The 22,845-nt window shown below is 64.4% G+C and carries 17 protein-coding genes; 4 read left to right on the forward strand and 13 right to left on the reverse strand.

Going from position 1 to position 22,845, the window contains the following annotated elements; genetic code table 11:
- Positions 1–32: 32 nt before the first annotated feature.
- Positions 33–491, forward strand: a complete 459-nt coding sequence (locus tag VNZ93_RS15715) for a DUF983 domain-containing protein (RefSeq protein WP_325706959.1) — start codon at positions 33–35, stop codon at positions 489–491.
- Positions 492–594: 103 nt separating this feature from the next.
- On the forward strand, positions 595–1,638 hold the full coding sequence (locus VNZ93_RS15720; RefSeq protein WP_325706962.1) for a hypothetical protein: 1,044 nt from the start codon (positions 595–597) through the stop codon (positions 1,636–1,638).
- Here VNZ93_RS15720 and VNZ93_RS15725 read toward each other — a convergent pair whose 3' ends face one another.
- The 5 genes from VNZ93_RS15725 to VNZ93_RS15745 form a co-directional block, all read right to left on the reverse strand.
- Positions 1,639–2,634: an FAD:protein FMN transferase gene (locus tag VNZ93_RS15725; protein ID WP_325706964.1), complete on the reverse strand. Its 996-nt coding sequence runs from the start codon at positions 2,632–2,634 to the stop codon at positions 1,639–1,641. It abuts the gene before it with no gap.
- Between the two features lie 14 nt (positions 2,635–2,648).
- Entirely contained in the window at positions 2,649–3,506 is an 858-nt protein-coding gene (locus VNZ93_RS15730; protein ID WP_325706967.1) for a DUF4198 domain-containing protein, read from the reverse strand.
- 14 nt (positions 3,507–3,520) lie between these two features.
- Positions 3,521–4,033 (reverse strand): DUF2271 domain-containing protein, encoded by a 513-nt coding sequence (locus VNZ93_RS15735; RefSeq protein WP_325706969.1) that lies wholly within the window; start codon positions 4,031–4,033, stop codon positions 3,521–3,523.
- A gap of 8 nt (positions 4,034–4,041) precedes the next feature.
- Positions 4,042–4,668: a PepSY-associated TM helix domain-containing protein gene (locus tag VNZ93_RS15740; RefSeq protein ID WP_325706972.1), complete on the reverse strand. Its 627-nt coding sequence runs from the start codon at positions 4,666–4,668 to the stop codon at positions 4,042–4,044.
- 200 nt (positions 4,669–4,868) lie between these two features.
- Positions 4,869–5,834 (reverse strand): tripartite tricarboxylate transporter substrate binding protein, encoded by a 966-nt coding sequence (locus VNZ93_RS15745; protein WP_325706975.1) that lies wholly within the window; start codon positions 5,832–5,834, stop codon positions 4,869–4,871.
- A gap of 143 nt (positions 5,835–5,977) precedes the next feature.
- Here VNZ93_RS15745 and pepN point away from each other — a divergent pair, with 143 nt between their 5' ends.
- On the forward strand, positions 5,978–8,617 hold the full coding sequence (gene pepN / locus VNZ93_RS15750; RefSeq protein ID WP_325707024.1) for an aminopeptidase N: 2,640 nt from the start codon (positions 5,978–5,980) through the stop codon (positions 8,615–8,617).
- A 209-nt stretch (positions 8,618–8,826) separates the two neighbouring features.
- Complete coding sequence (locus tag VNZ93_RS15755; protein WP_325706977.1) at positions 8,827–11,133, forward strand: ATP-binding protein; 2,307 nt, start codon at positions 8,827–8,829, stop codon at positions 11,131–11,133.
- 35 nt (positions 11,134–11,168) lie between these two features.
- On the opposite strand, the gene VNZ93_RS15760 is transcribed toward VNZ93_RS15755, so the two are convergent.
- The 8 genes from VNZ93_RS15760 to ccmI all read right to left on the reverse strand — a co-directional run bounded on the left by VNZ93_RS15760 (position 11,169) and on the right by ccmI (position 22,808).
- Positions 11,169–14,159 carry a bifunctional [glutamine synthetase] adenylyltransferase/[glutamine synthetase]-adenylyl-L-tyrosine phosphorylase gene (locus VNZ93_RS15760; RefSeq protein ID WP_325706980.1) on the reverse strand — a complete coding sequence of 997 codons (2,991 nt, stop codon included), beginning with the start codon at positions 14,157–14,159 and terminating at the stop codon, positions 11,169–11,171.
- A 39-nt stretch (positions 14,160–14,198) separates the two neighbouring features.
- On the reverse strand, positions 14,199–15,644 hold the full coding sequence (locus tag VNZ93_RS15765; protein WP_325707027.1) for a sensor histidine kinase: 1,446 nt from the start codon (positions 15,642–15,644) through the stop codon (positions 14,199–14,201).
- Between the two features lie 224 nt (positions 15,645–15,868).
- Entirely contained in the window at positions 15,869–16,552 is a 684-nt protein-coding gene (locus tag VNZ93_RS15770) for a response regulator transcription factor (protein WP_325706983.1), read from the reverse strand.
- Positions 16,553–16,892: 340 nt separating this feature from the next.
- The gene (locus VNZ93_RS15775) at positions 16,893–18,425 is read right to left on the reverse strand and encodes a Do family serine endopeptidase (protein ID WP_325706986.1); all 1,533 of its coding nucleotides are present in this window, start codon (positions 18,423–18,425) and stop codon (positions 16,893–16,895) included.
- Positions 18,426–18,722: 297 nt separating this feature from the next.
- On the reverse strand, positions 18,723–19,214 hold the full coding sequence (locus tag VNZ93_RS15780) for a cytochrome c-type biogenesis protein (RefSeq protein WP_325706989.1): 492 nt from the start codon (positions 19,212–19,214) through the stop codon (positions 18,723–18,725).
- 4 nt (positions 19,215–19,218) lie between these two features.
- On the reverse strand, positions 19,219–21,198 hold the full coding sequence (locus tag VNZ93_RS15785; protein WP_325706992.1) for a heme lyase CcmF/NrfE family subunit: 1,980 nt from the start codon (positions 21,196–21,198) through the stop codon (positions 19,219–19,221).
- Positions 21,195–21,656 carry a cytochrome c maturation protein CcmE gene (gene ccmE, locus VNZ93_RS15790; protein ID WP_325706995.1) on the reverse strand — a complete coding sequence of 154 codons (462 nt, stop codon included), beginning with the start codon at positions 21,654–21,656 and terminating at the stop codon, positions 21,195–21,197. The genes VNZ93_RS15785 and ccmE overlap by 4 nt, the downstream gene beginning before the upstream one ends.
- Before the next feature lie 12 nt (positions 21,657–21,668).
- The gene (ccmI, locus tag VNZ93_RS15795) at positions 21,669–22,808 is read right to left on the reverse strand and encodes a c-type cytochrome biogenesis protein CcmI (RefSeq protein ID WP_325706998.1); all 1,140 of its coding nucleotides are present in this window, start codon (positions 22,806–22,808) and stop codon (positions 21,669–21,671) included.
- Positions 22,809–22,845: the final 37 nt, after the last annotated feature.

Here is a 22,845-nt window from a genome sequence, read left to right on the forward strand (position 1 = left end):
GTATGGATCGTAGTTCTGCAAGGGGTCCGCCCATGAACAACCAGACCACTGTCACTCTCGCACAGGCGATGTGGCGCGGCTTTCGCGGCAAGTGTCCGCATTGCGGCCAGGGGTCGTTGTTCGGGCGCTTCCTGAAGGCGGTCGACCGCTGCGAGGCTTGCGGCGAAGAGTTCCATCATCACCGGGCCGACGATTTCCCGGCCTATCTGGTCATCGTTGTTGTCGGCCATGCCATCGTGCCGCTGGTGCTCGCGGTCGAGACGGCTTACGCACCGGCCTATTGGGTGCATGCGCTGATCTGGTTGCCGCTGACCCTTCTGACCTCGCTGGCATTGCTGCAGCCGACCAAGGGTGCGGTCATCGCCATCCAGTGGCAACTCGGCATGGACGGCTTCGAGGCTTCGAAGCAGGCGCGCGAACAGGCGATGGAACCTGTGCGCGTCTCCGAACCGGCCGTGTCGCGATCCATATCGCGGTCACGCGTGGCCTGACAAACACGCCTGTTCGTTACAAGTCGAAGCATTTGCGGAACGGACTTTGTAAACGCCGCTGCTAGGGTGCGCCTGCCTCACCCTCGCAGCCCGGAAAGTTCCCGTGCCGTCCATCGCCTCTCGCATGCGCCTTGCCGTTCTCGCCGGACTGACGGCGCTGACGACCCAGTCCGCCATCGCGCAGGATGCACCACCAAACTATGAGGGCTATCGCGAGGGCCGCTTCCTTCGCTACCTGAATGCGCAAGAAGGTCCTATCGCCGCCGTACCGCGGATCGGCCTCGCCTTCGGCGAACGGACACTCAACGCCGTGCTCGATTCCGGATCGACCGGCATCGTGGTTGCGGCCCGCTACATTCCGGATTTCAACTCCCTGCAATCCATCGGCGAAGGCCGCCTGACCTATTCCAGCTCCGGCCGTGTGATGATCGGGCAATGGGTGATAACGCGCGTCGCTCTTGTCGGGCGCGACGGCGGACGTATCGAGACCGAACCGATGCCGGTGCTCGCGGTCACGCGCGTGGAATGCTGGGAGAATGCGCGGCATTGCACGCCGCATGACGATCCGTCCGGCATCGCCATGGTCGGTGTGGGCTTCGCACGCGAAGGCGATCACCAGAGTCAAAGCACGCCAGACAAGAATCCGCTGCTGCGCATCGCGGGGCGCACCGACGAACGCCGGCGCGGCTACATCCTGTCGCCGGAGGGCGTGCATATCGGTCTGACGCCGGCGAATACGCTCGGCGACTTCCGCTACATCAAGCTGCAGCGCGCTGCCGACAAGCCGGATTGGGCGCCGCTGCCCGCGTGCATCGCCATCAACGGCCAGACACCGCCGGCCTGCGGATCGATGCTGATGGATACCGGCGTCTCGACGATGTTCATCACGCTCCCGCCCGCGCAGACTCAGGGTCAGACCGGATCGCTCGCACCCGGCACCGAGGTTTCGATTGACGTCGGCGGTCCCGGTGCCGGCTTCCATCTCTACCGGTTCACGGTCGGCGGCGATTCCCTGCTCGCGCCCGAAGGCAATCACCTGCGCGTCGCGGACAACCGCACATTCGTCAATACGAGCTTCCATCTGCTGAACGGCTTCGATGTGCTGTACGATGCCGATGGCGGCTATGTCGGCTTCAGACGGCGCTGATCATCCGAGCATGTCTGCAAAAGCCGGCGTCATGCTTTCGTTGACGCCTTCCGGCGTACGCAGGAGAAACCGCGCCGCAATGTTGCGCGCCGCGGCAAAGGCATATCCGTCTTCAGCGCCCAGCACGGAAAGCGCGGTTGCAAGCGCGTCCGCGCGCATGCAGGACCGGTCGAACACCGTCACGCTTGCGAGCGCGTCGGGAATTGGCCAACCGGTCCGCGGATCGAGCGTGTGCGAATACTTGCGGCCATCCGCAACGATGAAGCGTCGCGCGTCCCCGGACGTCGCCACCGAAATGCCGTGCAGGGCAACGATCATGTCGCCCTCCCCGCCGTCGGCATCCTCAAGGGCAACCCACCAGGGCGATTGATCCGGCTTCGTTCCGGAGCCCCGCAATTCGCCACCGATCTCGACAAGGTGATCCCGGAAGCCGCGCAGCGTGAGCGCGTCCGAGACAAGATCGACAGCGTAGCCCTTGGCGATCGACGACAGATCGAGTTGTAACCCGCCGGGCTGTGTCGCGGTCCTGCGCTCGCGGTCGATTGCAAGCGTCGTCCATCCGACCCGTTCGCGCGCGGAAGCGACCTCGGCTTCGCTCGGAATGTCGGTGCGCGGGCCGCCCGCACCGAAGCCCCAGAGTTCTGACAGCGCACCCATCGTGGGGTCATAGGCGCCGTTGGTGTCGCACGCGATGCCGAGCGCACAACGCAGCACATGGAAGAATGCGTCGGGCAGCACATGCGAGCTACCGGCCACGGCGCGATTGAACCGGCTCAGGTCCGAGCCCGATTCCCACTGGCTCATCTGCCTGACAACGAGCGCGAGCCTGTCCTCGATCAGGCCGCGAACGGGGCGTTCGTCGAGACCTGCCGGTCCGACGAGCCTGACTGACCAGGTCGTCCCCATCGCTTCACCGGTCAGCGAAACGATTTGCGCCGCTCGCGGTACGAGCGGCGCAAGATCGGGTACGTGACTCGGAACAAGAACGCGCCGCATGGCGCAGCAGCCTTCTACTGCGGCAGCACTTCCAGGGTCGCGATGTATGCGGCGCGGCGGCGCTTCACTTCTTTGGCCGGGGAATTGTCGTCCTGCACGACAGCTTCCATCCAGTACATGCCGGGCTCCGGCCACTTCACGGTGAACTTGCCCTCGGCATCGGTCGTGAGCGTCATCTCGCCGAGCTTGTCGCGATAGCGGTTACCACCGGGAATGACCGTCACCTTGAGATTGGGCGCGGGCTTGCCGTCGAGCAGCATGCGGAAGGTCGCGTCGGTGCCCACCACGAGATCGTTCGGGTGCGTGATCGGGGCAAGCTCGAGGCCGGATCCGACGGTCTTCAAGGTCTCGGTCGTCGGCTTGCCGGCGGTGACGAACACCTCCATGCGGCTCTGATTGAAGGACGCGCGCAGATCCTGCGCGTTCTGCGGCACCTCCTTCGCGAAGTCCTCCGCGCTGCCGCGCCAGCGCTTCGTCTGCGCCCCGTCCTTGTAGCTTGCGAAGATGCCGTCGTTGACGACAGCGAGCTTGTAGGTGCCCTTCTGCTTGAGCGGCACATCGAACGTCGAACGATAGCGTCCGACGCTGCCATTCTGCGGCTCGACCTTTGAACCGTCGGGCGCCGAGATCGTCAGGACGGCGGGACGGCCGCCGCGGGGACCGCTCGTCTCCTGCGAACCGATATTGGCAAGACGCAGCGGGAAGTGCTCGAAATAGAACAGATCGTTCGAGACTGCGGCATCGACGGTCACCCACACATCGTCGCCGGACAGAACGGTGGCGGACGGGAGCATCCATGAGCGATGCGCCTGCGCGGTAAGCGGCAGACCGAGACACAACGCGACGACGAGACAGGTGCGCGAGAATTTCATGGCGGATGCCTTTGTTACGGTTTCACTTCGAGCGCGACGAGCCCGAGTTCGTGCTCGCCTTTGACTTTCGGGTTATGGGCGTCGGTCGCCGGCCAGCGGAACGGGACACGCAGCATCTCGCGACCGCCGACTTCGCGCGCGGCCTCGACCACAAGGTGATATTCGCCGGCAGCAAGATCCTTCACCGGGCCCTTGTCGAGCGGGATGCTGATCTTGTGCTCGCCCGGTGCGCGCGTCGCGCTCGACAGGCCATCCACCGGCATCGACAGTTCGCGCCCGGACTTGCGCCACCATTGGCGCATGTCCTTCAGCCACTTCGTGCCTTCGTTGTCTTTCAGCTTGAGGTCGTACCAGACCGCGAGATTGCCGACGAAGGACTGGTCCGGTTTCTCCAGCCAGATCGCAACATAAGGCCGGTGATATTCGGCGACGTTGAGACGCGGGATTTCGACGCTGACCGTCATCTCGGCCGCGAAAGCAGGCGCCGCCAGCGCGCCGGTCATCGAAAGGGTTACAAAGGTCCGCATGTCAGTCCTCAATGAATGAAGGCAAGCGCAATCAGCGCAGGAATGAGAAGGCCGAGCCCGACCAGCGGCCAGGTGGACGGGCGCGCATGCGCGAGCAGCTGCATCAGCACGAGACCCGTGACGCAGAACACGATGCAGGCCACCGCGAAGACGTCGATGAACAGCGACCAGGCGGCGCCCGTATTGCGCCCCTTGTGCAGATCGTTGAGATACGAAATCCAGCCGCGATCGGTGAGTTCGTAGCGCGCCTCTCCGGTCTTGCGGTCAAGGCTGAGCCACGCATCGCCGCCCGGACGCGGCAGCGCGATATAGACTTCGCCGGGCGACAGCTCCGCCTCGCGTCCGCCGATGTCGATGCGGAGCGCCATCGAGGTCCACGCCGCGACCTGATCGGGCACAAGCGCCTTGCCTTGCGGCGCAAGGCTGGTCAGCGCTTCGACAAGCGGCGCCGGCATGGTCGCGGTTCGCTCGCTCACAACGGGTTTCGACTCAATCCGGCCGGCGTGGTTCAGGGTGATCCCGGTCACCGCGAACAACAGCATGCCGATCAGACAGACGGCGGCACTGATCCAGTGCCATTGACGCATCTGGCGCAGCCAGAAGGCCCGGCTGCCGAGCGTCAGTTTGGACTTCATGCGGGAGGGCTTTTGTGCCGTTTCGGCCGTGCTGGACATCAGGTGCCCTGACTATCCAAGAAAAAATCGCCCCGCAAACACAATGATTTAGGAGAGTTCCAGATTGAAATAAGTCCAGAAAGGCGCGCATAAATACGCCGGACCGCAGCTGCGGTCCGGCGCGTCGACGAGATTTGGTCGCGAATGCGCGGTAGCCGGCGTTACTTCGCCGCGATCCCCGCATCCTGGAAGATTTTAGAATAGCGCGCAGTGTCGGTCTTGATGGTTTCGTCGAACTGCTTGGGGGTCGACGTCACCACCACGACACCACCCTGCTTCGCCATGCGATCCTGCAGCGCCTTGTCCTGCAGGGCATCGATCGTGTCCTTGTTGATCTTTTCGATGATCGCTGCCGGCGTGCCGGCCGGAGCCATCAGCCCGAACCACGATTCATAGGTGAAGCCCGGAAGACCGGCTTCCTTCATGGTCGGTACATCGGGCATCGACGCGACGCGCTTGTCGGTTGCAACGCCGAGCGCGCGCACCTTGCCGGTCTGCACGAGTTCGACGGCGGTGCTGGCGGGCGTGAAATACATCTGCGCGTCGCCGCGCACGACGCTCATGTTGGCTTCCGGCGCGCCCTTGTACGGGACATGCACGAGATCGAGCTTGGTTGCGTCCTTGAACAGCGCGCCCGCGATGAACGTCGTGGAGCCGAGGCCCGGCGAGGCGAAATTCAGGGTGCCGGGTTTCGACTTCGCAAGCTCGATGAATTCCTTCAGCGTCCTGGTCGGCAATTCAGGGTTGACGATCAGGACGAGCGGTACCGAGGCCACCGGCGTGATCCCGGCAAAGTCCTTCACCGGATCGAATTGCAGATTCTTGTTGAGCACGCCCGCGACGGTATGACCGTTCGAGGTGAGCATCAGCGTGTAACCGTCCGCCGGACTTTTCGCGACTGTCGCCGTGCCGGCGATGCCCGGACGGTTCTCGACGATAACCTGCTGCTTCCATTTCTCGCCGAGTTTGTCCGCCACCGCGCGTGCGAGCAGATCGGTGGCGCTGCCGGCCGAAAACGGCACAACGATTCTGACCAGCTGGTTCGGATAGCCCTGCTGCGCCGACGCGCCGGACGATGCAAATGTGACCGCGGCCGCTGCCGCCAGCGCCGCCAAAATCTTCGGCATGAAGTCCTCCCAATTTTTTGTGTCCGGCAACCGCCGGCTGGGGTCCTTTCTATCAGGTCACAGAAAATCCGGATATGGAGGTCACGAGCTGGTACACATTCACCAATTCCGATTTTCACCTGATCGAAGGAAATACCCCGTTCATGCGCACCGAACAGGCCCGCCCCGTCCGCCTTCAGGATTACCGTGCGCCAGACTGGCTGGTTGACGAGGTGCGGCTTGATGTCTCGCTGCACCCGACCGCCAGCCGGGTGAAGTCCGAACTGCATCTGCGGCCCAATCCTGAAAGCGCCCCCGCCCCGATCGTCCTGGACGGCGACGGACTGACGCTTACGTCCATTCTGGTCGATGGCCGCCCGCTGCCGGAAGCGGCCTATGCCGCGACCCCGGACCGTCTGACCATCACGCAGGCGCCGCAGCGGCCGTTCACACTGACCATCGAGACCGTGGTCGATCCGTCAGCCAACACGCAGCTGATGGGCCTCTACCGATCGAGCAACACCTACTGCACGCAATGCGAAGCCGAAGGCTTCCGGCGCATCACCTATTTCCCTGACCGTCCCGACGTGATGGCGGTCTACACAACGCGGATCGAGGCCGACAAGGCGCAGGCGCCCGTCCTGCTGGCGAACGGCAACCTGATCGAGAGCGGCGAGCTGCCTGCAGGCCGTCACTATGCGGTCTGGCATGATCCGTTCCCGAAGCCGTCGTATCTGTTCGCGATGGTGGGCGGAACGCTCGCCTGCGTCGAGGATGAATTCATCACGATGTCCGGGCGCAAGGTGACGCTCCGGATCTACGTCGAACCCGGAAAGGAAAATCGCTGCGGCTATGCGATGGATGCGCTGAAACGCTCCATGCGCTGGGACGAGGAAGCCTTCGGCCGCGAATACGACCTCGACATCTTCATGATCGTCGCGGTTTCCGACTTCAACATGGGGGCGATGGAGAACAAGGGCCTCAATGTCTTCAACGATCGCTACGTGCTGGCCTCGCCCGATACGGCGGTCGACGGAGATTTCGCGGCAATCGAGGCGATCATCGCGCACGAGTATTTCCACAACTGGACCGGCAACCGCATCACCTGCCGAGACTGGTTCCAGCTTTGTCTGAAGGAAGGCCTGACGGTCTATCGCGACCAGGAATTTTCCGCCGACATGCGTTCGCGCGCGGTGGAGCGAATTGGCGATGTGCGAAATCTGCGCGCGCACCAGTTCGTCGAGGATGCCGGCCCGCTCGCGCATCCGGTGCGCCCCGAGCTCTATCACGAGATCAACAACTTCTACACGACCACGATCTACGAGAAGGGTGCCGAGGTCGTGCGCATGATCCGCGTGCTGCTCGGAGCCGCCGATTTCCGCAAGGGAATGGACCTCTATTTCGACCGGCATGACGGCGAGGCGGCGACCATCGAGCAGTTCGTCCAGTGTTTCGCCGATGTGTCGGGTCGCGATCTGTCGCAGTTCATGCTCTGGTACTCGCAGGCCGGTACGCCGGAAGTTGTGGCGGACGGCCAGTACGATTCCGGAAAGAAGACCTACACGCTGCATCTGACGCAATCGCTCTCGCCCACACCGGGCCAGCCGGTGAAACAGCCGATGGTGATCCCGCTGAAGCTTGGTCTGGTCGGCGCGACCGGTGCGGACCTGCCGCTGGTGACAGATGGCAAGGCCGCGTCCGACATCCACACACTGACCGGGCGATCTGAAACGATCGTCTACGAAGGCGTCACCGAACGCCCCGTGCTCTCGATCAATCGGGAATTCTCCGCACCGATCAAGCTCACCGCCAACCTGTCGGCCGACGACCTGCGTCGCCTCGCCGCGTACGACAGCGATGCGTTCAACCGCTGGCAGGCGGTGCAAACGCTCGCAACACGGCTGCTTCTCAGGAATGTCGGTCACGTGCGCGCAGGAAAGCCTCTCGACTCCGACGAGGGTCTCATGGCGGCGCTTGCCGCTATCCTGGCCGACACGCGGCTTGAGCCGGCATTCGTAGCCCTGGCGCTCTCGATGCCGACGGAAGCCGACATCGCCCGCGAGGTCGGCCGCGATGTGGACCCGGCCGCGAATTTTGCGGCACGCGCGCATTTGCGATCCGAAATCGGAAACGCGCTTGAGAGCGCACTTGCCACAACCTACGAAAAGCTCACAGACACGGCGCCCTACAGCCCCGACGCAGCGAGTGCTGGCCGCCGCGCCTTGCGCAACACGTCGCTCGATCTCCTCGCCGCCACCGGTCAGCCCGCCGCAATTGCCCGCGCCATGACGCAGTACCGGCAGGCGAACAACATGACCGATCGGATGGCCGCGCTGGCGACGCTGTCGCTGCATGACAGGCCGGAGCGTGCGGAAGCGCTGGAGGATTTCGGCAAGCGCTACGAGTCCGACCCGCTCATCATCGACAAGTGGCTCGGGCTGCAGGCCATGATCCCCGAGGCGAGCACGCTCGACCGCGTCCGCGCCCTCACCTCGCATCCGGCTTTCTCGATGAACAACCCGAACCGCGTGCGGGCGCTGATCGGTTCCTTCGCTCACGGCAACGCGACGCAGTTCAATCGCGCCGATGGTGCAGGCTACGACTTCGTCGCGGATGCCGTGCTGGTGCTCGATACCAAGAACTCGCAGGTCGCAGCGCGGCTGGCTACAGCATTCCGGTCCTGGCGTGCGCTCGAGCGTGTGCGGCGCGGAAAAGCCGAAGCTGCATTGCGCAAGATCTCGACGGCATCGACGCTGTCCGCCGACGTGAGCGACATCGTGAACCGCGCTCTCGCACCCGCGTAAGGTTGTCCCGATCTCGTCCGGACTCGCCCTGCGCGCGTCCGGACGACAATCGTAAAATGTTAGTACTTTTTTTACGAACTTGACTCCCCGGACTCTCGACAAATCACCCTGCATCGATTCTTATCAATCTCGATTCGGGACGCGATGCGGCACATCCTCCCGGTCATGGGTTGTGTAGGGCGACTACAATCCGACACGGGGGAGTTTTCATGGCGCGCGCCGAGGTAGCGCACGCGTCCGCGCGTTCCGATTCCATCAAGGGGTTGGCGCAGTCGATCGCGAAGCCGGCATACAGACGTCTTCTCACCGCCGAGCCTGCGTTGCGGCGCGCAGTGCCCGCTCTCATTATCGCATTTCTGTTCACGATCGCGATCGGCGCTTTCGTTCAGGTGCTGGATCATCGCCGCAACGCGCTGACCGAGGCGACGAAGGACATCGAGACCATCGCCGAAGTGCTGGCGCAGCGGCTCGAACGTCCGCTCAAGGGCGACCGCGCCAATGTGTGGCGGCGCGTGCAGACCGAACTCGACATGGCGCGCACGCCGCGCACCACCGCGAGCGGTCGACAGATCCTCGTCACCAATCCCGACGGCATGATCATCGCCGCAGCGCCAAATGTCGCCGGCCTCACCGGACGCCGCCTCAGCGACGTGCTGGGAGACAATCCGCTCACGATCCTCGGCGCCGATGCGGGCGTGATGGACATCACGCTGGCGAACGGCAGCCGCGCGCTTGCCGCGATCCGCACCATGGATGAACCGCTCGGACAGCTCGCGATCTATCAGCGCCGCGCCGACGCACTTGCATCATGGCGGTCCGATACCGCGCTGACCGTGACGCTGTCCGCCACCACCGGCTTCGTGCTGCTGATCCTCGGCTTCGCCTTCCACTGGCAGGCGACGCGCGCACGCGAAGCGGACATGATCTACGACACCGTGCGCAGCAGGATCGATACCGCCCTCAACCGCGGTCGCTGCGGCCTGTGGGATTGGGACCTCGCGCGCGGGCGTATCTTCTGGTCGCACTCGATGTTCGCCATTCTCGGCCTCGAAGCCCGCGACGAACTGATGACGTTCGGCGAAATCAACAAGTATGTGCACCCGGACGACATCGATCTCTACAGCCTCGCGACGCAGGTCGCGGATTCCCGCCTCAACGCCATCGACCATGAATTCCGCATGCTTCATGCGAACGGCCGATGGGTGTGGCTGCGCGTCCGCTGTGAGGTGGTGCGTCAGCGCGGCGAGCCCGGCCTGCACCTGATCGGCATCGCCGTTGACGTGACCGAGCAACGAACCCTGGTCGAGCGCACCACCGCAGCCGACATGCGCCTGCGCGACGCGATCGAAACCATCCCGGAAGCTTTCGTGCTGTGGGATTCGGACAACCGGCTCGTGCTGTGCAACTCGAATTTCCAGGAGCTGCACAAGCTGCCGGACGACCTCGTGACGCCGGGAGCGACCTACGAAAGCGTCCTCGCCGCCGGCCGCGAGAACCTGCAACTCGGCAACGTGTCCATGGTCGGCCCGGACCTGCCGGGTGCGCGCTCGTTCGAAGCGCAACTCGACGACGGCCATTGGCTGTTCAGCGAACGGCGCACCAAGGATGGCGGCTACGTTTCCGTCGGCACCAACATCACGCGGTTGAAGCAGCAGGAGCGCAAGCTGAAGAGCAGCGAGACCCGCCTGCTCGCGACCATCGAAGACCTGCGCCAGTCCAAGCAGCAATTGCAGGAGCTCGCCGAGAAATACGCCGCGGAAAAGACCCGCGCCGAGGAAGCCAACCAGGCCAAATCCAAGTTCCTGGCCAACATGAGCCACGAATTGCGGACCCCGCTCAACGCCATCATCGGCTTCTCCGAGATCATGGAGAAAGGCATGTTCGGCAAGCTCGGGGTCGACAAGTATCACGAATATTGCCGCGACATTCACCGCAGCGGCCAATACCTGCTCGACGTCATCAACGACGTGCTCGACATGTCGAAGATCGAAGCCGGACGCATGAAGCTCGAGCCCGAGCATGTGGTGCTGGACGACATCCTGTCGGACTCGCTGCGTGTCGTGGCGACGCGGGCCGAGGAAAAGGGACTGACGCTGTCGTCCCGCATTTCGCCGTCGCTTTCGGTATATGCGGATCGCCGCGCCCTGAAGCAGATCGCGCTGAACCTTCTGTCGAATGCAGTGAAGTTCACCGGTTCCGGCGGCCGCGTCGCGGTCCGCGGGCGGCGTGCCGGCGGCTGCGTCTCGATCGCGATCAGCGACACCGGCATCGGAATTGCGAAAGACGCGCTGCAGCGGCTTGGCCGCCCGTTCGAGCAGGTCGAGAGCCAGCTCACCAAGGTCCATCATGGTTCGGGTCTTGGGCTTGCGATCGCAAAATCGCTGGTCGCCCTGCATGGCGGCAAGATGCACATCCGCTCGACGCCGGGCCGCGGCACGACGGTGATCGTGCGTCTCCCGATCAAGGGGACGATCGCGCAAGAGAGCGACGACGCGCAACAGATGCTGCCGCTGTGAATGAGGTGTTCACCCCGTCGGACTGACTGACGCGCCTATTCGCCCGGTCCGAGCAGCGCTTCGAAACGCTTGCGAACGCGTTCCTGCGTTTCCGCCACATGCGCATCGAGTGTCGCAAAGTCGGGCACGTCGGCCGCCCGCGCGAGCAGCCGCAACAAGCCGGGGTCGGTCTTCTTTGGATCGAACGGACCCGACAGACAAAGCCGCAGGATCTGACTGAGATTTTGGTAGAGATGCACCGCCGGGCGCAGCACTTCGGAATCCTCCGCCGAGAGGAGCCCCAGTCTGGCCGCGCGCTCCAGCACACGCGCCGTCGACGGATCGAGAATGTCCGGATGCGCGTCGGCATGAACAAGCTGCAGATATTGCGCGATGAACTCGATATCGATGAGACCGCCGGCGGCATATTTCAGGTCCCAGCGGTCGGCCTCGCCGCGCTCGGTCGCGATCGCCATTCGCATCTCGTAAGCGTCGCCGGCAATCGTGCCGGCGTCACGCGGCTGCGCGAGGACCGACCGGATCATCTCCCCGACCTTCTCGCCGAAACCTTGCGATGCGGACACCACGCGCGCACGCGTCAGCGCCATGTGCTCCCAGGTCCAGGCTTCGTTCATCTGATAGTCGCGAAACGAATCCAGCTTGGTGGCGACAGGCCCGGAGCGGCCGGACGGCCGCAGCCGCATATCGACGTGATAGAGCGCGCCATAATTGGTCTGCGAGGTCAGCGCCGAGACAAGCCGCTTTGTCAGGCGCGCAAAATATTGCGCACCGTAGAGCGGCCGCTCGCCGTCCGATTCTGGATGCTCGTCGTCGAAATCGTAAACGAGGATGAGGTCGAGGTCCGAACTTGCGGTCATTTCACGGCCGCCGAGCTTGCCGAGTGCGAGCAGCGCGGTCTTCTGTTCCCGGATGCGCCCGTAACTCTGCGCGAACATGGTCTCGACCTGCGCATGCAGCGCGCGGATGATCACGTCGGCAAGTCGGGCGAATGCCTCGCCTGCCTGCTCCGCCGAGACCGTGCCTGACAGGATGCGCACGCCGATCAGGAACATGTGCTCCTGACCGAACAGCCGAAGCCGGTCGAGCCTGTCTTCGTAGGACACCGACTGGTCCAGCGATCGCGCCAGTTCGCTTGCGAGCGTCTCGGCATTCGGCAGGGCGCCGAAGAAGGCCGGATCGATCAGCGCGTCCATCACCTGCGGCTGATGCGAGAGAATGTCGGCGAGCCTGGGCGCGGTGCCGAGCATCAGCGCAACAAGTGCCAGCAGGTCGGGATTTTGCAGAAGGAGGGAAATCAGTCGGGCGCCGCCGGTCGCGTGCAGCCCGGACAGGAACCGGTCGAATGCCAGCACCGCCTGTTCGCGATTTTCGCTGCGCGCGAGCTGCTCAATCAGACTGGGGGTCAGCAGACGAAGCTGCGAACGGGCAAATTCGCTGCGCAACGCGGGATAACGTCCGTTCAGCCAGTTGCGCACCAGCGCCGATATTTCCAGCGGGTTGCGGAAGCCCATCGCGGCGAGACGATCGAGCGTGTCGCGGCTGTCTTCGCCTTCGGGGAATTGCAGCACCGCTTCCGGGGCCTGAACCACAGGTTCGAACAGCCGCGAATAATGCTGCTGCACGTTGCGCAAATGCAGGAGCAGCACGTCCGAGAAGGCCTCGGTCGAATCGTAGCCAAGAAAGCGCGCGAAAGTCAGAAGCTCCGCCTCGTCGGACGGCAGCGTATGCGTCTGCTCATCCGCAGTCATCTGCAGCCGGTGTTCAGCGCGACGCAGGAACAGATAGGCGGCCTCGAGTTCACGTTGCGCCAGCCCGCTGACCCATTGCCCGTCCGCGAGCGCAGCCAGCGTTGTCAGCGTGCGAAGATCGCGCAGCTCCGGATGGCGTCCGCCCGCGATCAATTGCTGGGTTTGTACGAAGAATTCGATTTCGCGGATGCCGCCACGGCCGAGCTTGATGTTGTGTCCCGCAACGGCGATCTCGCCGTGCCCGCGATAGGCGTGGATCTGCCGCTTCATCGCATGGATGTCCGCGAGCGCAGCGAAATCCATGTATTTGCGCCAGACGAACGGCGACAGCGCCTTCAGCAGCTTTTCGCCCGCCTCGATGTCGCCGGCGCAGGGTCGCGCCTTGATCATCGCCGAGCGTTCCCAGTTCTGGCCGCGATGCTCGTAGTAATCGAGCCCGGCCGGGACCGAGATCGCAACCTGCGTCGATGCCGGGTCGGGCCGCAGCCGCAGATCGACGCGGAATACATAGCCGTCCGGCGTGCGCTCCTGCAGGAGCTTCACCAGCCCACGCGTGACGCGGATATAGAGAGCGGAGGGTTCGGAATCCGCCGGGATCGCGGGCGCCTCAGGGTCGTAGAACACGATGAGGTCGATATCGCTCGAATAGTTGAGCTCGAACGCACCCATCTTGCCCATCGCGAGGACGATATAGCCGGAGCCGCGTTCCGGATGCCCGGGGTCGGCCGGCGTCAGCCGGCCACGCCGCACGGCCTCGTTCAGCAGGAAACGAACGGCGCCCTGCACCATGCGATCCGCAAGATCGGTGAGCGCGCGCGTCACCTGCAGCACCGGCCACACCCCGCCGATATCGGCGATCGCAATCAGCAAGGCCGCTTCCGCCTTGGTGCGGCGGAGGAACTGCATGGCCTCCGCCTCGTCCGCCATGCCGGACAGGGCATCGACGACATTGGTCAGCAGCGCTTCGATATGGCTTTCAGGATTGGCGCGCAGCAAGCGCGTGAGGCGGCCGGGATCGGCCCGCACGAGATCTGTCAGGTAAGGAGAATAATCGAGCAGCCCGGCGATCAGGTCGCGCGTCATGGGCGACGCGGCGAAGATCTCGTGCAGCGCATCGCGGTCGGACGCCAGCTCAAGCCCGGCTGTCCAGTCGTCGAGCCGGGCGAGGCTCTGGTCCCGCTGCGGGAGACAGGGCGCTTCGACAATGCGTGTGGCCAGCGTGCCAAGGGCACCGCCGGCATCGCGGACGGATTCTTCAGAAACAGATCCCGGACTCATTGCAGCCCGGCATAGACCATCCGGCTTGAAAAAGGGAGGCTAAGGCCGCGACGCGGCTTCTGTTTGCACCGGTGTGGCAGGCGGCAACGGTCCGTTGCGCGGCAAGACCAGCACGGCGCAAAGACCGGGTGCATGATCCTCCAGCCGCAGCTCGCCGCCGTGCAGCCGTGCAACCGCGGACGCGAGGCTGAGGCCGAGTCCGGATCCAGGGATCGTGCGGCTCTTCTCCAGCCGGACAAACCGCTCCACGACGCGCTTGCGATCGGCCTCGGGTATCCCGGGACCGCGATCGCCGACGCTCAGAAGCACATGGTCGCCTTCGGCGCGCGCTCTGACGGTGACGGCCGAGGGCGTGCCGTTCGCCCTGGCCTCCGGCCCGGCATACTTGATCGCATTGTCGACGAGATTCGAGAGCGCCTGGCTGATCAGTTCGCGATTGCCGCGAAGCGGAATTGCGTCGGGCGCATCGACCTCGAGAGTAAGCCCCTGCTCTTCCGCAAGCGGCTCATAGAGCTCGCCAATGTCGTGCGCGGCCTCGGCGGCATCGAAATCGACCATATTGTCGCGCGCCTGCCCGGACTCCGCACGGGCGATCATCAGAAGCGCGTTGAACGTCTTGATCAGCGAATCCGATTCCTCGATCGTTCCCTCGAGCGCTGCACGATAGTCGGCCTCGCCGCGCGAGGTGCGCAGCGCCTCTTCCGCGCGGTTGCGCAATCGGGTCAGGGGCGTCTTCAGATCGTGCGCGATATTGTCGGAGACTTCCTTCAGCCCCCGCATCAGCGCCTCGATCCGGTCGAGCATTTCGTTGAGGTTATGCGCCAGCCGGTCGAGTTCGTCGCCGCTGCCGCCAACCAGCAGCCGCCCGGAGAGATTGCCGCCCATGATGGTGCGCGTTGTCTCGGTCATCGCGTCGACACGGCGCAGCACGCGCCGCGCAACCAGGAAGCCGCCGATCAGTCCGAGGATGATGACCACGGCCGCCGACCACTTTCCGGCATCGAGGACGACCTGAAACAGCCGTTCGCGCTCTTCGAGATCGCGGCCGACGAGGAGCCGGAAGCCGCCAGGCAAGTGATAGACGCGCGCCAGAGCGCGATGCAGTTCGGAGGTCTCGCCCTCTTCGATGCGGCGATAAACGGTTTCCGACCAGCCCTGCTTGTCCAGCGCTCCGGTCGGCAGCGAACCGACATTGCCGGCGAGACCGTCCGATCCGGGCGTGGTCACGAGATAGAGGCTTGACCCCGGACGGCGCGCTCGCGACTCGACCACCAGCGTCAGCCGCCGGATGCCGCCGACGTTGAAATGCTCGACGAGACCGGTGATCTCGGCGTTGACCGCGTCGGTCGCCTGTTCGGTGAACAGCCGCTTGGTGTTGAGCGCGAAATAGCCGAGCAGGAAGACCGCGAACAGCGCGAACACAGTCAGGTAGACGAGCGTCAGCTTGAACGCGGTCGTACGAAACAGCTTTCCGAGCGCTGTCATCATCAGCCGCGCGCCAGCCTTGCTGCGCCTGGTGGAGCGGATTTGACGTTCGCTACCCACCCAGCCCCGCGCTCGTGAAGCGAACGTCAAATCCAGGCTCCACCAGAATCCAACATTTGCGAGTGGTCCTTGATACAAACATTCGCAAAAGACCTGCCGAGACGGGGTGCGAATGTTTGCTTCGGACCACTCGAAAACACCCCCGCTGTTCCTTCAATCGGCAATTAAGCCCGCGATCCATCGCGGATCATGTAGCCGGCGCCACGGATCGTATGCAGGAGCGGTTGCGAGAAGCCCTTGTCGATCTTGGAGCGCAGGCGGGAAATGTGGACGTCAATGACGTTGGTCTGCGGATCGAAGTGATAATCCCAGACATTCTCCAGCAACATGGTGCGCGTCACGACCTGGCCGGCGTGCTTCATGAGATATTCCAGCAACCGGAATTCGCGCGGTTGCAGGATCACCTCCTCCTTGCCGCGCGTGACGCGATGCGAGAGGCGGTCGAGTTCGAGATCGCCGACCCGGTAGACGGTTTCCTCGTTGCGGCCGCCGCGACGGCGCGACAGCACCTCGACGCGGGCCAGCAGTTCCGAGAACGAATAGGGCTTGGGGAGATAGTCGTCACCGCCGGCCCGCAGACCCTTGACCCGGTCGTCGACCTGACCGAGCGCCGAGAGGATCAGGACCGGCGTCTCGATCTTCTTGGCGCGCAATTCGCCGATGACCGAAAGGCCGTCACGCTTGGGCAGCATGCGATCGACGATCAGGACGTCGTAATCGCCATCGAGCGCCATCGCGAGCCCTTCTTCGCCATCGGCGGCATGGTCGGCAACGTGGCCGGTCTCGCGGAAGGCGCGGACGAGATAATCCGCGGCATCGCGGTCGTCCTCGATAATCAGCAATCGCATGGTTTCAAATTGCCCCGTGGCATCCAGGACGGAATCGCCTGTTGCGGGGGAATTTGCAAGCGCGGGGGAATCTGGATGCAGAGACATGAGGGGGTGGCGACTTTTACGCTACTCCGCCACCCCCTCAGCTGACCCCGGTCCGGCAGGGGCGACGGTAGCCGGGTTACGGGGCTAAGCTGTGCGAGGCGGAGGAGCGGGCTCAACGCCCGCCCCTCCCTTTGATTGCGGGGGCGAGCCTTGCGGCCCGCCCCCAGGGTTTCGTGGCACCGGCGGGGGCGACGGTAGCCGGAGACACGTCCCTTGCTCGTTGCCCGCGGCCGCGAAGCCGCGGGCAATCTCGTTACGCGCGGCCGGCGGGCAGCGCCACGAAGCGGGTGCCTTCACCCGACTTCACGCGCATCAGCACCGTACGCTTGTTGTCCTTGCGCGCGTCCTCGAGCGCCTTGCGAACATCGGCCGGGTTCGACACCGCCTTGCCCGCGACTTCGAGGATCACGTCGCCGGTCTTGAACCCGCGCTCGGCCGCCGGGCCGTCAGGCAGAACGCGGGTCACGACCACACCTTCATTGCCCGAACCAGCTACGGACGCGGCCGGCGCGAGTTGCAGACCGAGCGTCAGCTCTTCGCGAGCCGGACCGCTGCGCTCATCACCACCGCGGCGGCCGAGTTCCGCCTGGGTCGGCAGCTCGCCGAGCGTGACGTTGACCGTCTTCTCCGAACCGCGCTGCAGGATGGTCAGCCGGGCAGTGTTGCCGGGCGCCATCTGGGCGATGCGGCGCGACAGTTCACGGGCGTTGGCGATACGCTCGCCATTGACCGCAACGATCAGGTCGCCGGACTTGATGCCAGCCTTGGCAGCCGGACTGTCCGCAGTCGCTTCGGCAACGAGAGCACCATCGGTGTTCTTCAGGCCGAGGCTGTCGGCGATGTCCTTGGTGACCGGCTGGATCTGCACGCCGATATAGCCACGGGTGACCGTGCCCTTGTCGCGCAGCTGCTTGACCACCGAGTCGACGGTCGACGCCGGGATCGCGAAGGCAATGCCGACATTGCCGCCAGACGGCGAGAAGATCGCCGTGTTGACACCCACGACATTGCCGTCGGTATCGAAGGTCGGGCCACCGGAGTTACCCTTGTTCACCGGCGCGTCGATCTGCAGGAAGTCGTCATACGGACCCGCGCCGATATCACGGCCGCGCGCTGACACGATGCCCGCAGTCACGGTCGAGGACAGGCCGAACGGATTGCCGACCGCCAGCACCCAGTCACCGATACGCGGCGCATGGGTGGCGAGCTTGGCATAGGGGAAGTTGTCGCCGTCGACCTTGATCAGCGCGAGATCGGTGCGCGGATCTGTGCCGATAACCTTGGCGGTGTAGGTCTTGCCATCGTCGGTCTGGACCTCGACCTCGTCGGCGCGATCAACAACGTGGTTGTTGGTCACGGCATAGCCGTCGGCCGAGATGAAGAATCCCGAGCCCTGACCCGTGGTGCGCTGGCGTGGGCCGCGCTGCTCAGGCATGCCGCGGTTCGGCAAATCCGGGAACATGTCTTCGCCACCGAAGCGGCGGAAGAAGCGCTCGAAGCCCTGCGGCAGCTGGCCCTCGAACGAGGAATTCTGCGGACCCGCGTTTACCTTGACGCGGACGGAAATCACCGCCGGCTTCACCTTCTCGACGACGTCGGCAAAACCGACCGGACGCTGCACGGTCTGCGCCTGCTGCGTGACATTCTGCGCAACGGCCGCATGACGGGCTGCATCGGGCGCAACGAACAAAGCGGCCGCGCCGAGGCTCAGGATAGTCGTACCGAGCAACAGGGCCCGGCGTCCTTTGAGGAAGCCGCCCGGGCTGGGAGGCGTAGTTGAGGTCATGTGGTTCACTCCATCTTCCTAATTTCACTACGAGCCGGGGAGGCTTCTCTTGGGACGATCCCGGCGCCGTTCGAATGTGAAGATGGGGGCTCTCGCCTTACAAAGACCTGTCGGGGGGATTAAACTTTGGTAATGACAACGCCGCCGGCAAGTTCAGATAATTCAATGACTTACGGGGGCTTTTCGGTCCTGGCGAGGCTATTTCCGGACACCAAGCTTGCGTAAAAATCATCGCGCACGTTGCAAAAGCGCCCGCGCAGCCCCCGACTCGCGTCATTTTCTGCTGGTTAACGTGGGCTAGCTTCTGGTCCGCGGATCGCTGTCGAGCAGCGCCGCGATCTTCCGCTCTTCTTCGGCGCTCAGTGGAGAGACCGGCGCTCCCGAATCCGCCGGGACGGCGCTGCGCCGCCGCATCGCAAGGACGAGAACGATGCCGCCGACGACCAGCAGACCCGCGGGCATCACCCACAGCAGTATCGTCTTCGCATTCATCGGCGGATTGAGCAGGACGAAATCGCCGTAGCGGCTGGTGAGGAAATCAAGCACCTGCCTGTCGCTGTCGCCGGCTGTCAGGCGTTCGCGCACCAGCAGCCGCAGATCGCGCGCGAGCGGAGCGTCCGAGTCATCGATCGACTGGTTCTGGCACACCATGCAGCGCAGTTCGCGCGACAGGTTGCGCGCGCGCTCCTCGAGCTTCGCATCGGGCAGGATTTCGTCCGGCTGCACGGCGTAACCGGGCGCCGCATGCAGCGCGACGATCATCGCAAGTGCAAGGCCGAGTGCGCGCATCGCCCTACTCCGCCGGCTGCAGCTTCGGTTTGCGCGCGGCCCGCGGCGCACCGACGCGCAGCCGCCGGTCGGACAGCGAGAACACTCCGCCGATCACCATCACAACCGTGCCGAGCCAGATCAGCAGCACCAGCGGCTTGTGATAGAGCCGGACCGCAATAGAACCGTCATCGCCGACGTCGCCGAGCGACAGGTAGATCTGGCTGAAGCCGCGCGTCATCAATGCCGCTTCGGTCGTTGCGGAATTGCGCGCAGTGAAGGTGCGCTTCGACGGCTCGAGGATGCCGAGCGTTTCCCCGCCGGACTTGACCGTGAATTTCGCGACCAGTTCACGATAATTCGGTCCCGGACGCGCAATCAGATTGTCGAAGGTCAGGTCATAGCCGCGGACTTCGACCGACTGCCCGGGCTTCATCGAAAGAATGCGTTCGGCGCCGTAATAGGCCTCCGATGCGATGCCCAGCAGGCACACGCCGAGACCGAAATGCGCGATCGCGGTACCGATGGCCGAACGCGGCAGGCCCACCAGCCGTCGCAACGACAGGCCGAATGGCTGCCGGAACAGCTGGATGCGCTCCACGATATCGATGAACGCGCCCGTCATCGCGAAGGCCGCAACGCCGATCAGGAACGGCGCCAGCACCGGGCCGCCATGCGTGATCGCGACCGTGACACCCATCGCGATCAGCGCCACCACGAACGCGGCTGTCAGACGCTGCGCGGCCCCGTAAAGATCGCCCCGCTTCCAGGCCAGCAGCGGGCCGAACGGCATCGCAATCATCAGCGGCAAAAACAGCGGACCGAAGGTCGCGTTGAAGAATGGTGCGCCGACCGAAATCTTGTCGCCGGTCAACGATTCCAGTGCGAGCGGATAGAGCGTGCCGACGAAGACGGTCGCGCAGGCCGTGGTCAGAAGGAGATTGTTCAGAACGAGCGAGCCCTCGCGCGAGATCGGCGCGAACAGACCGCCCTGCTTCAATGCGGACGCGCGCCACGCATAGAGCGCGAGTGAACCGCCAATGAAGAAGACGAGGATGCAGAGAATGAAGACACCGCGCGTCGGATCGCTCGCGAAGGTGTGCACGGAGGTGAGCACGCCCGAGCGGACGAGGAAGGTGCCGAGCAGCGAGAGCGAGAAGGCCAGGATCGCCAGCAAGATGGTCCAGACCTTGAGCGCGTTGCGCTTTTCCATCACCACGGCCGAATGCAACAGCGCGGTGCCTGCGAGCCACGGCATCAGCGACGCGTTCTCAACCGGATCCCAGAACCACCAGCCGCCCCAGCCGAGTTCGTAATAGGCCCAATAGGACCCCATCGAAATGCCGAGCGTGAGGAAACACCAGGCCGCGAGTGTCCAGGGCCGCACCCAGCGCGCCCAAGCCGCGTCGATGCGGCCTTCCATCAGCGCGGCGACCGCGAACGAGAACGAGATCGAGAAGCCGACATAGCCGAGATAGAGCAGCGGCGGGTGAACCGCGAGCCCGATATCCTGCAGCACCGGATTGAGATCGCGTCCCTCGAATGGCGGGCGGGCGATGCGCGCAAACGGGTTCGACGTCGCGAGAATGAAAAGGAAGAATGCCGACGCGATCCAGGCCTGCACACCGAGCACATTGGCGCGCAGGGTCTGCGGCAGGTTGCTGCCGAACAGCGCCACCAGCGCGCCGAACAGCGCGAGGATCAGCACCCACAACAGCATGGAGCCTTCGTGATTGCCCCAGACTCCGGTGATCTTGTAGATGAGCGGCTTGGCCGAATGCGAGTTCTCGTAAACATTGAGAACCGAGAAGTCGGACGTCACGTACAGCGTGGTCAGCGCCGCGAACGCCAGCGCAACGAACAGGAACTGCACCACCGCGACGGGTTCGGCGATCCCCATCAGCAGACGATCGTTCAGCCGCGCGCCGGCAATCGGCAGCGTTGCCTGGATCAGCGCAAGCGCGAGCGCCAGCACCAGCGCGTAGTGGCCGACTTCAGCGATCATTGCTTCGCCCCGCCCGGCTTCTTCCCGTAATCGTCCTTCCAGTGGCCCTGCTTCTTGAGCGCATCGGCCACTTCCTTCGGCATGTAGTTCTCGTCATGCTTGGCGAGCACGGTGTCGGCGCGGAACGATGCCGCATCGAGCAACGTGCCTTCGGCCACCACGCCCTGCCCTTCGCGGAACAGATCAGGCAGGATGCCGCGATAGGTCACGCGCACCACGTTCTTTCCGTCAGTGACGTCGAAGGTGGCGTCCACATCCTTGCGGACGACGGTGCCGGGCTGCACCAGACCGCCCAGACGAATGCGCGAGCCGGCCTGCACCTTCTTCTCCACCACGTCCGTCGGCGAATTGAAGAAGACGATGGAGTCGCGCAGCGCCGTGAGCACGAGCGCAGCCGCAACCGCGAGCACCAGGGCGCCCGCTCCGATCAGTACCAGACGGCGCTGTTTGCGCGTCATTGCTGTGTTACCTCAACCTTCAATGCCGAGTCCCTTCGTCAGGTCGTCGAGCCGTTTGCGCTTGTCGGCGTCGTCGCCGATGGTGTTGCGGGCACTTCGCGCAGCCTCTTGCGCCTTTTCCTTGTCCCCCATCACCGCATAGGCACGCACCAGCCGCAACCAGCCTTCGAAATCAGACGAATCCGCCTTCAGCCGCTCGGCCAGCCTGTCGACCATGCCGCGGATCATGTCCTGACGCTGTTCGGCCGTCAGTTGCTGGGCCGCCGCCATATCCTCCTGTGTTGGTCCCGGCTGCGGGGCTTTCGGTTCGACCGGCGCCGCATTCGGTTCGACACGCGCCAGCGACTTCTGCACCAGCGGCCGGTACGGCGCATTCGCCGGTGCCGTTGCCAGCATCGCGCGCCAGATCCGGGCCGCCTGCTCGGGCCGGCCATCCTGCTCGGCGGCAAGGCCCATGAAATACTGCGCCTTCACATTGGCCGCGTCGACCTTCAGCGCGCGCTCGAAGGTCGCCTTCGCATCGGCAGTGACGACGCCGTTTGCCGCCGCGACCTGCGCCTCGCCGAGATCGGCCTCCCGCTCGGCGTTGCTGCCGAGGATACGGACGGTGTTGGCCCGCGCGCGGACCGCGTCATTGAAGCGCCCCATCCGCATGTAGACCGGCGCCACGACATTCCAACCCTGCCCGTCGTCGGGATTTTTCTCCAGATGCGCCTCGACCTGCGCGACCATGCTTTCGATCGAGCGGTTCTGCAGCGGGGCATCCATGCGCGCGGACAGCGGCGCACCGGGAAGTTGCGGAGAACCCCACCGGACATAGAGACTGCCCGCCAGGATCGGCAGCAGGATCAGCGCGATCAACGCGGCCGCGCGACGCCGCCAGAGGGGTGAGGCGCCCGCTATCCGCGCGGGCTTTTCAGCGGAATCGGCCGCGGCCAGCAGCCGGCGCGAGATTTCGACCCGCGCGGCCTCCGCCTCGCTGTCCGGTATCAGGCCGGCCTTGCGGTCGCGTTCGACCTCATCGAGCTGGTCGCGATAAACCTCGACATCCTGACGGTCGGCGGCTCCATCCCTCGGATGACGCGACAAAGGCCACAGAACGGCGAAAATCGCCGCCGCGGTCATCAGGGCCAGGATCAGGTACAGGCTCATGCGCGCCGGTTTACATCACCCGCGGGCGGCGCACAAA

Origin of the sequence: Pseudorhodoplanes sp. (assembly GCF_035565795.1) — a bacterium.
GTDB lineage: Bacteria > Pseudomonadota > Alphaproteobacteria > Rhizobiales > Xanthobacteraceae > Pseudorhodoplanes.